This window comes from Streptomyces sp. NPDC050485 (assembly GCF_044458185.1).
GTDB lineage: Bacteria > Actinomycetota > Actinomycetes > Streptomycetales > Streptomycetaceae > Streptomyces.
On the sequence record NZ_JBITHR010000044.1, the window covers coordinates 20899 to 33465 of the forward strand.

Sequence of the window (12567 nt, forward strand, 5' to 3'; positions counted from 1 at the left end):
TGGGACGGGAAGCGGGCCGTCCGCGCTCCTCCCCAGCTACCTCACCCGCCCCCCGCCGGTCACCTGCACGGGGGAAGTCCCCGGCGGCGACCGCCAAGCGGCGCCGGCTTGGGGCACTGCCCGACGGGGCCGGTGCAGTGCGGTGCGGCAGGCGGCCAGGTATTCGGTCCAACTGCCGTAGGCGAGGCGGGCCCATCGGTTGGCCGTACCAGGGGCGATGCCGAAGAGGTCGGCGATCACGATGGGCGGCAGGTCGGCGAGGCGCCCACCAGGCGCTCCACTCCGGGGCGGCGGCCGGGGCATCAGAGCCGGGGCATTGCCTGCCTGGCCCGGTGGATGCCGGCGGGTCGCTGACCTCCGGGAAAGAGGCGGGCCGACTCTCGCGCTCAGCCGGGCCACCCGTGGTGCGCACAGGCCAGGTCGAGCGCTCAGTCACACCATGCCGCTCCCCGTCTCGGTGGTCGCATTCGACCTTGGCTGTCAGCAAACCCTGTCATCATCCGGCATCGGATCTGATTGGATCAGCGGCGCCGCCGGGCCCCGGAAGTCCGGGCTCATTGGACGCCCGCCGAGCCTGTCGTCATTCGTTTGACGACGGGCGGGCCAAGACGCGGGGTCTGTGCTCCTGTTACGCGGTTGCGGTGAGGAACTGCGTCTGGATCTGAGCGGGCTTCTCGGTCATGGGCAGCTCGAAGTGGTTGACCACCGTCACCTTGGCCACATCGTGAACCTGCCAGCCGTGCTGGTCGAGGAGGGTGAGCCAGGCGTCACGAGACTTGATGGTGTGCAGGGGGCTGGCGCCGGCGAACATCACGTCGTCCACCATCGAGACGACGAGCGTGGAGTCGAGGCCCGCGGGGTGTACTTCGGCGGTCAGGGCCAGCGTGCTGCCCTTGGCGGCACGCTGGGAGACGCCTGCGATGAGCCGGGCCACGTCGTCCGGCGCCAGGAACAGCACGAGGTGCTCGGCGGTGAAGTCGTTCAGGTTTCGGTGCTCGGGACATCAGGCGGTCGGCTGCCTGCGTGACGTTGATGCGTCCCGCGATGACGTCGACGACGACCTCGGTGATGGGCATCTCCACCCGGTACCGGTGTGCGAGGGCCAGTAGCGCGGCGGACGACGTCACGCCCTCCGCCGTCTGCTTGGTGGCGATCGTGGCTTCGTCCACGCTCATGCCCTGTCCGAGGCGTTCGCCGAAAGCACGATTTCGGGACAGGGGCGAGGAGCAGGTGGTGATGAGGTCGCCGACTCCGGCGAGGCCGGAGAAGGTGAGCGGGTCGGCGCCGAGAACGGTGGCGAGGCGGGCGGTCTCGGCCAGACCCCGGGTCATGAGGAGGGCGTTGGCGTTGTCGCCCAGGCCCATGCCGCTGGCGAGGCCGACAGCGAGCGCGACGACGTTCTTGACAGCGCCGCCGAGTTCACAGCCGATGACATCGGTGTTGGTGTAGGGGCGGAAGTAGGGGGTCATGCAGGTCTGTTGCAGGGTTTTCGCGACGGCCTGGTCGGTGCTGGCGATGACGGAGGCGGCGGGCTGCTTCTCGGCGATCTCGCGCGCCAGGTTCGGGCCGGACACGACCGCCACCCGGTGCGCGGGCGCCCCGGTCACCTCCGCGATGACCTCCGACATGCGCAGTCCGCTGCCGGTTTCGATGCCCTTCATCAGGCTGACCACGACAGTCTGCGGTTCGATCAGCGGTGCCCACTGGGTGAGGTTGGTCCGCACCTCCTGGGCCGGGATGGACACCACCATGAAGTCGGCGCCGGCAAGGGCTTTGGCGGGGTCGGTGGTGGCGCGCAGCGTCGTGGGCAGGGTGATCCCGGGCAGGTAGGCGGGGTTCGTGTGACTGCTGTTGATCGCGTTGGCGATCTCGTTGCGGCGGGCGTGGAGCACGGCATCGGTACCGGCGTTGGCCAGGACCGCCGCGAATGCCGTCCCCCACGACCCGGCCGACAATACGGCGATCTTCATCCAGCTTCCTCATTTCCTTGTTGACGGAGGAATCGGTTGTCGGCAGTGCCCCGTACGCTGGCGGTATGACGGGGATCGTGTATGTACGAGGGGACGCCACTGCGCCGCACGGCAAAGGCGTGAAGCTGATCGCGCATGTCTGCAACGATCTCGGCGGCTGGGGCAAGGGGTTCGTCGTCGCCATCTCGCGCCGCTGGCCCGAGCCGGAGCGAGCCTACCGGCGCTGGCACCGTGAGCGTGCGGGCAACGACTTCGGCCTGGGCGCGGTGCAGTTCGTCCAGGTCGACCCTTACGTGTGGGTGGCGAACATGGTGGGCCAGCACGGTATCCGTACCGGCAGCAAGGGCGTGCCGGTACGGTACGAGGCCATCGACAAGGCCCTCACCGCGCTCGCCGACAAGGCACTTGAGCTGGAAGCCTCGGTCCACATGCCGAGGATCGGCTGCGGACTGGCGGGCGGCAGCTGGCCGAGAGTGGAACCACTCGTCATGGACCGACTCATCGCCCGGGGCATCGCCGTGACCGTGTACGACTACGACGCGTAGAACCATGGCAAGAGGGTGCCCGCCCGGTTTCGGAGACCCGCCGGTATCAGTCCAGGATCTGGGCAGCGGTCTTGTCCAGCAGGGCCGCGTTGGCTGAGGCGTCGTGGCCGAGAGCGACGGCCTGGAGGGGGAAGAGCGGCGAGCTGGTCGTCGAGGCCCGGCGCCTGGGGTGATCTGCGGGAAGAGGAGTCCGGCGGCCCGGCCCTCGGTGGCGAGCGTCATCCCGGTCCAGGACTGATGGTCGGGGCGCCGCGTGCCTGGCCAGCCGACGGTCTCCGCCTTCCAGCCGAGCGAGCAGGCCGCACGTCTCATCGCGGCCCGGATCAACTCCACGCCTCCCAGGTCGACAGCTTCCTCGTCGTCCAATCCTGGGCCAGGGCGCATGTGTGTCCCTCGGCGCCTGCCAGGGCCGCTGCCCGTACCGTCACACCGGGTGAACGCTCGGACAGCGTTCACCCGGCGGCTCCGCGGCCCGTTCGCACGTACGCGGAGCCGCCCTGCCTCACCCCGCTCGCCCAGGACGCCCTGGCCACATGAAAGAACGTGTCCCGCCTGCCGCGGGCGCCGTGGCTGAGCACCACCGACATGGCTCGCGGCGTCCGCCCGTCAGAAGCCGTCATATCCCGGCAGAGAGCGGGTCAACGGACGTCGCGGCTCCATGAGCAACTCGCGGAGTTCAGCGGACTGCAGGTCGCACGCTCTTTGCTGGCGGGCTGCGCTTCGTCCTCCACCACCACGATGGCCTGCGGTTCAGCTGTCCCAGCCAGTTCGATGTCCTGCGACGGTGCGGTCCTCATTGGTCATGGGACGACCCATCTGGGGGATATGGACAGCTTCTTAGGCAGTTGCCTCCGTGGTGGCGGCCAGGTCCCCGGACGAGGTGACCTGGGGTTCCGCAGGCGTGCCGGTACCAGCGGCGGCGGGGAGGCTGTAGAAGACGGAGCGGCGCTGCCGGGTGCGCTCCGCCACTCCCTTTGCCACGAGGTTCTCGAGCGTGTTGCGCACCACGGTGGCGGCGATGTTCCGCTCGGGATGGGCGGCGGCCAGGATGGTGGTGATCTCGGCGGCCGAGGCCGGATTGCCCGTCTGGGTGAGGTGGGCTGCGACCAGGTCGCGCAGTGTCGGGCCGTTCCCCCTCGCCCGGGTCTTCGCAGCGGTCTTCCTCTGCTTCTTCGCTCCCGTGCTGGGCGTCTCGGCCGAGGTACGTGCCCGCGGAACCCGCCCCCCGGCAGGTGCGGGCTCACTGCTCTTCTTCTTCCGCGCCGTGGCGGCCGGGGGCGTGGGGGTGCCGAGGGCCTGCTGCATCGCGGTCAGCAGCGCATGGTTGTCCTCCAGGACCTTCAACTGCCCCTGGAGCACACCGATCTCGGAGTTGATGCGTTCGCGTTCCGCGGCATTGCTCTCCAGGTCCGTCCGGACCTGGACTGCGTACTGCGACTGGAGCGTGATGCTGTCCGGCACTGCGTGACTCCCTGGGGTATGTGTGTGCATGTGACTGCTGCCGGATGCTACGCGCCTTCACCACGCACGCACACTGAGCCGATCACCCACGACACCGCTGTTTACGGGCTCCCGTCCGCGGTTACTCCCCCCGCCTCGTCACCACACACACCACGTCGCCTTGCCTCAACACCGGTCAGGCGTACGCAGGTCAGAGGTGCGGGCGCTGGGAGGCCATGAAGCGGGCGCCGAGGTTGTCCATCGGGTCCGCCTCGTCCTCGAAGCAGATGTAGCCTCCGCAGGCCGCCCGGGCTCTTTTACCTCGGCCCAGGTCGCCTCCTTCCACACCGTCACGGCCTGTTCGTCGCGCTCGACCACCCTGCGTGCGGGCACCTGCGGGGAGAAACCGAGACGGGTGCATCAACCGGGTGGCGCCCGAGACGCCGTAGGAGACGTGGAACTTCCTGCCGATCAGCGTGGCCACCCTCGCGGCGGTCCACACCTGGTCCTCCACCCAGCCGTGCGCAGCCGGTCCCTGTGGCAGGCAGGCGACGAGCTTTTCCAGACAGCGCGGCGACAGACGGCACCGTGATCCGCTCGGGCCTTGCGAGGTGAGCGCCGGTCTGCCGCCCTGGCGCCACAACTGTTGCCAGCGGTAGGCCATTTCAAGCTCACCCGCAGGCGCCGGGCCACCTCCGGCGGCTTGATCCTCTGCTCTGACAACTCGGCCGCCTGCATCCGCACCGCCTCGCACCGCCTCGCGCCGCTGACGGCCCACAGGGCCAGCCCGCCCCCATCCGCATATCTCACACACCGCGGAGTACAGCCAACACCCCAGCGACATCACCGACTTTGAGAAGGATCACCCTGACGAGCCGAAGTCAGTAAGGTCGTCGCGTTCAGGCTTGGGCGTGCGGGCCATCAGGTGGTCGGCTGCGTGGAAGCCCGGTCCTTGGAGAACGGGCCCTAAACTAATCCTCTTCCTCAACCTCCGGCTTGATCGTCAAGTGTCCGCCAGGTCGCTCGTTCGGGTGGTCGCCGGACGTGGGTACGGCCTTCTCGTGATCCTGATCGGCCCCACCTCCTTGAACCGAAGGGAGGTGGGGCCGCTGCCGTGTTCCGGGCGTAGGCGTCGCCGCGGGCCGGTTACGCGGTGCCGCAGTCCGGCAGGTCGCCGGTGGACTCCCGGATGTCCAGGTCCCACACATAGCCCACCGTGTTCGCCCACTGCACGCCGTTCCGGCCGGGCCGTTCGATACCGAGAACCAAGCGTTTGCCGTTGTTGTCGTTGATCTTGCAGACCCCGGCGACATCGTCACCGGCCCACGCCGTCCCGATCTGCCCCGTGCTCAGGCCGGGACCGGCATACATGGCGGTGTCCTTGTTGGGGGTGACCCTCCGGCCGTAGCCGTCGCAGCTCGGCAGGTCGGCAGTGTCGCCGATGACGTCGTCGTCCCAGACGTAGCCCGCCGTGTTCGCCCACTGCACGCCGTTGCGGCCGGGCCGTTCAATGCCGAGGAGCAGGCGCTTGCCGTTGTTGTCGTTGACCCGGCAGATCGCGGCGAAGTTGTCACCGGCCCACACCGTCCCGATGCGCGGGGTGCTCAGGCCTGGCCCGGAGTAGAGGCCGCTGTCGACAGCAGTGTGCACCTCGCGCCCGGCTCCCGCGGCGGTGGCAGGCGTAGCCGAAGCCGGGATGGCCGCGCCCAGCAGGGCGCCGCAGGATAGGGCCGCGACGGCCAGTGGTCTGATGGCTCGCATGATGGTGTCCCTCCCGCCCGGTTGGTCGTCCCGGGCAACAGGCAAGAGCCTGCGGGACCGATGGGACTGCGGGAACAGATGTGACACACGTTGGCCAGATCGCGCGAACGGACACGGCATCATGCGGAGCGTTTCCCCAGCGACCCCGGCCGCCGCAGGTATGGCCCGCCGTACTCTAAGCGGAGGCGTCCGGACTGACCGGCCCGCGCTCCCACTTGGCGGATTCCGGCCGTCGTGACGTACAAGAGGTCCGGCTGGTCGGTCGCCGGAGCCGCTCCCGCGTCGAACCGCCAGGTCACGGGATATGGTCCGGCCATGGACTCAGCCATAGCCATCGCGTTCCTGAACGTGTTCGCGTTGACCGCGTTCGCTGTTGGGCGTCTCGCCGTACGGGCGGTACACCGCGCCCCCCGGTGGGTCTACTTCCTGATCCCGCCCGTCATCACCGCCGCCTCCGGCTACGCGGTGGTGTGGCTGTTGCTCTGGCCGTCCTACTACGCGGGCCTGCTCATCCTGCCCTGGTGGGGCGCCGCGTTCCTCGGCAACATCACCGGCTGGACATGCCCTGGCCCGCGCCGTGGCGTACGGGCCTGCCTGAAGTCGGCCTGCTGGCGCTCTACGGGCTCGGGATCACCCGGAGCACGGTCACGGTGACCACTCCCGGACTGACCTCGTAGCGGATGAACGCAACCGAGCCGACAGCGGCGTCCCGCCCGTCCCGGTCGCCTTTCCTTGATCCATATCGTCGGGCTTGATCGCGTTCGATCAGTGTCTCCGGGCGTTTGACGGTCTTGCCCACGTCGTAGCGGGTGGCGGGGTGCCGGTTCTTCGATCCGGGTGGGCGCCCGGGGCCGGGTCGGGTGAGTTCGGGAACCCTGGCCGGGTTGGCGAGGTTGTGAAGCCGACCACTTCGCACGGCTATCGCGTAGAGGTTTCCAAAAGAGGCTCGCCCACCCGGTCCGACCTGGGCAGACGGGCAGTCAGCGATTCCGGGGGTCCACACCTACGGTCACACTCCCCCACTGAAAACAACCGTCCAGCCAACGGTGCGGGCACCTCTCGGCACAACGAGCACTTGGGTCGATGGGCGACGCGGGCGGTACGTCACCGTGTTGACGTACGGCACTGCTCGCAGTCCCGATGGCGGACCAGTTCGGCACGCCAGCGCTCGCAGAGGCGCTCCGCCACCACACTGCCGCAGGACCTCCCGCAGATGCAGCGCGTAGTCCTTCCACGCCTTCGTCATCCCGGAATCCGTCCTGAGCGTCGTCATGCCCTGACCAACGGGGCCAAGCGGCCCCCGGCAGCACCGAAGACGGGTGACTTTCTGACACACCCTCAATTGCTACAGGACGGTCCCGTACCGGGCACGGCGGTCTCCGGACAGGACGTAGCGGCGGGACGCGAGACCGCGTTCGAGGGGTTCGCCGATCTGCGCGCAGAGCACCGCGAGACGGCCGGCGGACTCATCATCGGACAGGTGGGCCGGGGCGACTTCGAGCATCAGCTCACCGATGGCGTGCGCTGTCGCCGCGAGCTCGTCAACCACCCGCCGGCCTTCAGCAACAAACGGATCGGCCGCCGGATCAGCCCCCGGTGCGGTCGGCGGCTCGGCGGGCGGGGCGGACGTCGTGCACGGCCTGGCGGACGACGGCGCGCACCGCGTCGCCTCCAGCCCGTACCCTCCCGCCGACTCGGCGCCGGGCATCTGGGCCTTCCAGAACTGCTGGTCCTGAAGGTCCATGAAGCGCGGGGAGAAACGGTCGCCGAGCATCTTGAAGATGCCGAAGACCATGTCGAGCAGGAGGCGTTGCCAGTGCGACCATCTCGGGCTTCACCCAGCCGCCCAGGTTCAGCAGGGCGTCCAGGCAAAGCTCACCGGGCTACCGCCCCACAACAGCCTCATTGACGCACAACCCGCTGACACCACCCCACTTGGACGGTCGTTCGTGGCCTCTTTGGCTCAACGGCACAGAAAAGCCGATGCCAGTAATTCAGCCATGACCGAAACGCCCTTTTGAGTCGATTTTCCCTGAGAAGTACCCACCTATTGTTGCGTCCGTACAAAAGATTACCCGGCGGCCCTGAACCCTGTTGACACGTCGACCCGCGAAACCTCATGATCGACGGCGTAGTGATCATGAAGATGAAGGGGGAGACATGTCTTCGCGATACGACTCAGGTATTGAGGAAATCTGCGAATCACTCTCCGGGAAAAGCTACGACCTGGTCCCCGGCGACCGGGTGAAAGAGCTTCTTCTGGAGCGCTCTGAAAACGCGCTGGCCGACCTGGACGCGTTCCGCGAGAGCTGGAACGGAATGCCGCTCGACGGCCACATGACCGACGGGGGCCGCTACCGGCGCCGGCGGCACGCCACGCTGAGCGCGCCCCGGGCGAGCGACGACTACCGGGTGGAGGACCACCAGCCGCACTACCAGACGCTGGACTACAACAACCTCAACGGAGGAATCGCCCGGCACTACGAGCCGTTCGAGGACGAGATCCTGCGCGGCAGCACGATGGACAGCCTGGTCCGGCTGGGCGCCGGCATATTCGGCCGCCTCGCCCCCTACTCGGGCTGGCACATCGAGGCGCACCAGTTCCGCATCGAGGTGAACGGCGAGGAGGTCGGCAGGCCGACCCCCGAGGGCATCCACCGGGACGGCGTCACCTTCGTCCTCATGGCCATGATCGGCCGCACCAACGCCATCGGCGGCGAAAGCACCATCTACGATCTGGAGAAGACGCCGCTGGAGAAATTCAGCCTGGCCGAAACCCTCGATCTCGCTCTCGTCAACGACGAAAGGGTTTTCCACGGCGTCTCGCCCATCGAGCAGCTGGATCCCGGGACCCCCGCCTCACGTGACGTACTGGTCATCACCTACCGTCACAAGGTCTGACATCGGCGGGTGTGCGGGACGCCGGACGGCGCCCCGCACACTTCATGCCATTGGAGCAAGAAAACGGGAATCAGGGAAAATGGGTCAGCTCATCGCCGTAGCGGTCATCACTATTCTGGCTGTCATCAGTCCTGGGGCGGACTTCGCAATGGCCGTCCGCAACAGCTACCTTTACGGACGGACCGCGGGGATCCTCGCGGCTGTGGGTATTTCCCTCGGGGTGCTCGTCCATGTCACCTACACCATGCTCGGCGTGGGGCTGCTCGTGACACGCACCCCGGCCCTGTTCACGGCGATGAAGCTGGTCGGCGCTGGGTATCTGGTGTTCATCGGATACAAGACGTTCGTCACCAAGGCCCAGGTGGACATCGGCCTCTCGGACGGCAGTGGCCCGTCGAAGGCCGGGGCGCTGCGCACCGGGTTCCTGACCAACGCGCTCAACCCGAAGACCATGCTCTTCGTGCTCAGCACCTACACCCAGGTGGTCAGCGCCGACACCCCGGTCGCCCAGCAGATCGGGTACGGCCTGTTCATGTCGGTCGCTCACCTGGTCTGGTTCGCGCTGGCCGCGACCCTCTTCTCCAACCAGAGCCTGCGCGCCCGGCTGCTACAGCGGCAGGCCGTGCTGAACAAGGTGATCGGCACCGTGCTCGTCGGACTGGGCATGGCCCTGGCACTCACCCCGGCGGTCCAGTGACACCGGCGACGCCGGCGCCATGTCAGTCCAGCGACACCGCCTCCACCCGGGGCTCGGCGATAGACCGGTAGTCGGCCGTGGACAGTGCGAGGGACTGGTCGAGGCGGGCGGCGTTGAAGTAGAACTCGGGGTGGACCAGCAGCCCGGGGTCGACGATCAGCTCCAGCCGCTCGTCGAAGGAGAACGGAAGAATGGTGCCGCTCGGCGACTTGGCGAGTTCCTCGGCGATGTCGGGAGAGGCGAAGGAGACGTAGCTGCCGCCGTAGAGCGCCTTCACCGCCGCCAAGTCGATCCGCTTGTTCCCCGGTACGACCACCAGGGCGTAGCGCTTCTCCTTCTTGCCGATCTTCACCATCGCGATGATGCACTTGGCGGCCTGGTCGAGGGTGTGGCCACGGAGCCGGCTGACCGCCTCGGTGCCGCCCTCCGGGTCGTGTTCGATCACCCGGTAGGCGGCCCCGTGTTCGTCGAGCAGGGCGAGCAGCTTGCCGTAGGTACCATCGGCGTCGTCCGCAGCCATCATGTCCTCCTGTGTCAACTGGTGCCTGGATCGGCTGAGTTCACCTTACAAAGCCTCGGCAGCCAAAGCCCACCGAGGCACAGCTCGCGGAGCTGAGGCTTGACTGGTGGAGACCCGGCTGGACGGGGCGGGATGCACCCCCGTATGGCACCCCGGGCTGGCTCTGTATGCCGCTCAGCGGCCCCATGTACGGCGACTCCAGCGGGCAGCACGCCGGCGGCGTCATCTGGGGGCAATCCACCAACTTGCGGGTCGACTGCTACGTCCAAGCCCAGGCGTTCATATCCGTCCCTGACGAGGCATACAACCTGTACTCGCCGACAAAGAAGGTGTGCTGACCGGGCCATGACGGGATCGCCCGCATCACCGTGCCCGTCTTGCTCGAACCCGGCGAAGACCCCGACGACATGATCGCCAGCGCGTCGTTCGCCCCCCTCGTCGCCATCCTCCAAGGGCTGCGCAGCCATGATGAACACCTCGTCGAACAGCTCGCCTCCCACGCCCTGACCCTGTGCGGCTCGAAAAGTCATCGCTGCAGCTCAAGCCGCGTATCGGTACTCGTTGATGACGCCGCCGAGAACGCGGGTGGGCAGGAGTCTGCGGTCTTCGAAGTCGTTCACTGCAGCGGGCTGCTCGTGCGCCTGGGGCGGTCGTTGGTCTCGGGATCGGTGGGGCCGGTGCCGGTTGTAGTGGTCCTGGTAGTCGGAGAGGACCTGTCGGGCTGGAGCCTCGTTCATGATCAGAACGTGGTCGAGAGCCTCGCGTCGGACGGTTCCGATCACTCGCTCGCAGTGGGCGTTCATCCGCGGGGCCTGCGGCGCGCTGAGCAGCACGTCCATCTCATGGGCCTTGAAGACGGCATCGATGGAGTCGGTGTACTTGGTGTCGCGGTCGCGGAGCACGAAGCACAGGGAATCGAGGGGGGCGCCGAGGTCGGCGGCGAACGGCCGGCGACCGCCAGGCGCCGCTGTACAAGCCGGCGGTAGGCAGCGAGGTGCACGATGGTATGGCCGCAAGCGCTGGGCGGTGTAGACGCAGCCGACCTGGCCGAACCCGTCGGGGTCGGTGGCCCACAGCCAGGACGGGGGACGCCGTCGAGGCGGGACTCGCTGCGCAGGTTCCACGGCTTGTGCCAGGAGCCGATCGTGATGTCGTCGACCAGGCGGCGGCGGTGCGGGTCGCTCCAGGGCCAGCAGAAGCCCTCGGTGATGCGGGCGGTGAGGTGCTGCATCTCTTGGGCGCGCAGGAGGTCTTCCATCCGCTGTGCGAATCCGCTGCATCCTGTCCAGCAAGAACGTCGTCGTTTGAGCGCCCTCGATCTCGGCCCCATCAACACACTCCGGCAAGGTGCAGCCTTCCTTGCGACCTGCGTCTTCGCGGTGACGATCCATGGCGCGCACTGGTGACAACTGGGCGCAGATGCGATGACAGGTTCGTGCTCAGCCGGACCGGCATGTTCGCTGCGCCCCCATGCCCTCATTCCGGCGGAGCCGGAATGACCCCCCGTTCGGGTAGACCGGCGCGTGTCCATCCACCGACTTGAGCAGTCATACGGCAGCTTGGACCAGTCACCGAATCAACCTCAACTACCTCAACAACAAGAGGAATCCCTCATGCGCCGCACCGCCGCAATCCTCCTCGCAACCGCCTGCATCCTCGGACTCACAGCCACCACCGCAACAGCCAACGCCACCGCCCCCGCCCCCGCCCCCGGCGACAGCGCCGTCGACCTCCCCACCGTCGCCGGGTACCTCATCCAAACCGTCACCGCAATCGGAGGCCTCAGATGACGCTGACGAAGTCCCCGACAACGCCATAAGACGTCATCTCATTTGGGGTGTTCGGTAGTCTGCGGCCGTGGGGATTGTTGAGCGGCTGGTGCCGGATGAGTTGTGGGAGTTGTTCCAGCGGGTGGTTCCGCCTGCTCCGGTGCGGCCGCAAGGTGGTGGCCGACGGAGGCATGGTGACCGTGAGGTGCTGCCGCGATCATCTTCGTGGCCACGTCGGGCTGTACGTGGCAGCAGCTGCCGCGTGCAGCGTTCGGTCCGTCCGGTGCGACTGCCCACCGCCGTTTCACCGAGTGGAGCCAGGCCAGGGTGTGGGCGAAGCTGCACCGCCTGGTCCTGGACGAACTCGGCGCCAGGGGCGAGCTGGACTGGTCGCGATGTGCCGTCGACTCGGTGAACATGCGGGCGCTCAAAGGGGGGACCTGACGGGTCCGAATCCTGTGGACAGGGGCAAGAAAGGCGCGAAGATCCACTTGATCACCGAGCGGACCGGCCTGCCCCTGTCCGTCGGCATCTCCGGCGCGAACCTGCACGACAGCCAGGCGCTCGAACCTCTTGTGCGGGGTATCCCGCCCATCCGCTCACGCCGCGGACCTCGGCGGCGCCGTCCCGCAAAGCTGCATGCCGACAAGGGATACGACTACGACCACCTGCGCCGATGGTTACGCGGCCGGGGCATCACCCACCGCATCGCCCGCAGGGGAATCGAGAGCTCCACCCGCCTGGGACGCCACCGTTGGACCATCGAGCGCACCATGTCCTGGCTGGCCGGCTGCCGCCGGCTCCACCGCCGCTACGAACGTAAGGCCGACCACTTCCTCGCGTTCACAAGCATCGCCTGCATCCTCATCTGAGCCGCCCCGAAGTTCTCGGACAGTGGTCCCCGATAGGATCATGGTCAGGAACGGCGGAGAGAGCACGTGACACCAAAGCGTAGGAAGTTCAG

Annotated in this window: 12 protein-coding genes and 4 pseudogenes; 7 read left to right on the plus strand and 9 right to left on the minus strand. The window is 67.7% G+C overall.

From position 1 onward, the window contains the following. Positions 1-628: 628 nt before the first annotated feature. Together ACIBK6_RS40120 and ACIBK6_RS40125 are read right to left on the minus strand one after the other, a co-directional pair. The gene (locus ACIBK6_RS40120) at positions 629-811 is read right to left on the minus strand and encodes a hypothetical protein (RefSeq protein WP_399058051.1); all 183 of its coding nucleotides are present in this window, start codon (positions 809-811) and stop codon (positions 629-631) included. A 166-nt stretch (positions 812-977) separates the two neighbouring features. Then, positions 978-1970: pseudogene (locus ACIBK6_RS40125) on the minus strand (NAD(P)H-dependent glycerol-3-phosphate dehydrogenase); the annotation flags it as partial. Positions 1971-2035: 65 nt separating this feature from the next. On the opposite strand from ACIBK6_RS40125, the gene ACIBK6_RS40130 reads away from it, so the two are divergent. Further along, positions 2036-2515 carry a macro domain-containing protein gene (locus tag ACIBK6_RS40130; RefSeq protein WP_399058053.1) on the plus strand — a complete coding sequence of 160 codons (480 nt, stop codon included), beginning with the start codon at positions 2036-2038 and terminating at the stop codon, positions 2513-2515. An 837-nt stretch (positions 2516-3352) separates the two neighbouring features. Here the strand turns inward: ACIBK6_RS40130 and ACIBK6_RS40135 are convergent. From ACIBK6_RS40135 to ACIBK6_RS40150, 4 genes and pseudogenes are all read right to left on the minus strand, one after another. Beyond that, a complete protein-coding gene (locus tag ACIBK6_RS40135; protein WP_399058055.1) occupies positions 3353-3976 on the minus strand; it encodes a hypothetical protein in 624 nt (207 codons plus the stop codon). A 190-nt stretch (positions 3977-4166) separates the two neighbouring features. Beyond that, on the minus strand, positions 4167-4301 hold the full coding sequence (locus ACIBK6_RS40140) for a hypothetical protein (protein WP_399058077.1): 135 nt from the start codon (positions 4299-4301) through the stop codon (positions 4167-4169). A 114-nt stretch (positions 4302-4415) separates the two neighbouring features. Next, positions 4416-4799, minus strand: a pseudogene (locus ACIBK6_RS40145) (DNA-binding protein); the annotation flags it as partial. 302 nt (positions 4800-5101) lie between these two features. After that, a complete protein-coding gene (locus tag ACIBK6_RS40150) occupies positions 5102-5716 on the minus strand; it encodes a hypothetical protein (RefSeq protein ID WP_399058057.1) in 615 nt (204 codons plus the stop codon). Positions 5717-6031: 315 nt separating this feature from the next. Between ACIBK6_RS40150 and ACIBK6_RS40155 the strand changes: the two genes are divergently transcribed. Beyond that, a complete protein-coding gene (locus ACIBK6_RS40155; protein ID WP_399058059.1) occupies positions 6032-6370 on the plus strand; it encodes a hypothetical protein in 339 nt (112 codons plus the stop codon). Positions 6371-7061: 691 nt separating this feature from the next. On the opposite strand, the gene ACIBK6_RS40160 is transcribed toward ACIBK6_RS40155, so the two are convergent. After that, entirely contained in the window at positions 7062-7511 is a 450-nt protein-coding gene (locus ACIBK6_RS40160) for a hypothetical protein (RefSeq protein ID WP_399058061.1), read from the minus strand. 365 nt (positions 7512-7876) lie between these two features. Between ACIBK6_RS40160 and ACIBK6_RS40165 the strand changes: the two genes are divergently transcribed. Beyond that, positions 7877-8617, plus strand: a complete 741-nt coding sequence (locus ACIBK6_RS40165) for a 2OG-Fe dioxygenase family protein (protein ID WP_399058063.1) — start codon at positions 7877-7879, stop codon at positions 8615-8617. Between the two features lie 79 nt (positions 8618-8696). Beyond that, positions 8697-9314, plus strand: coding sequence for a LysE family translocator (locus ACIBK6_RS40170; RefSeq protein ID WP_399058065.1), 618 nt, complete (start codon positions 8697-8699; stop codon positions 9312-9314). Positions 9315-9336: 22 nt separating this feature from the next. Here ACIBK6_RS40170 and ACIBK6_RS40175 read toward each other — a convergent pair whose 3' ends face one another. Then, entirely contained in the window at positions 9337-9834 is a 498-nt protein-coding gene (locus tag ACIBK6_RS40175; RefSeq protein ID WP_399058067.1) for a YbaK/EbsC family protein, read from the minus strand. Positions 9835-10175: 341 nt separating this feature from the next. On the opposite strand from ACIBK6_RS40175, the pseudogene ACIBK6_RS40180 reads away from it, so the two are divergent. After that, positions 10176-10364: pseudogene (locus tag ACIBK6_RS40180) on the plus strand (hypothetical protein); the annotation flags it as partial. A gap of 9 nt (positions 10365-10373) precedes the next feature. On the opposite strand, the gene ACIBK6_RS40185 reads toward ACIBK6_RS40180, so the two are convergent. Continuing rightward, entirely contained in the window at positions 10374-11225 is an 852-nt protein-coding gene (locus ACIBK6_RS40185; RefSeq protein WP_399058069.1) for an integrase core domain-containing protein, read from the minus strand. 222 nt (positions 11226-11447) lie between these two features. Between ACIBK6_RS40185 and ACIBK6_RS40190 the strand changes: the two genes are divergently transcribed. Both ACIBK6_RS40190 and ACIBK6_RS40195 read left to right on the plus strand, forming a co-directional pair. After that, positions 11448-11624, plus strand: coding sequence for a hypothetical protein (locus ACIBK6_RS40190; protein ID WP_399058071.1), 177 nt, complete (start codon positions 11448-11450; stop codon positions 11622-11624). Positions 11625-11697: 73 nt separating this feature from the next. Beyond that, positions 11698-12475 (plus strand): annotated as a pseudogene (locus ACIBK6_RS40195) (IS5 family transposase). Positions 12476-12567: the final 92 nt, after the last annotated feature.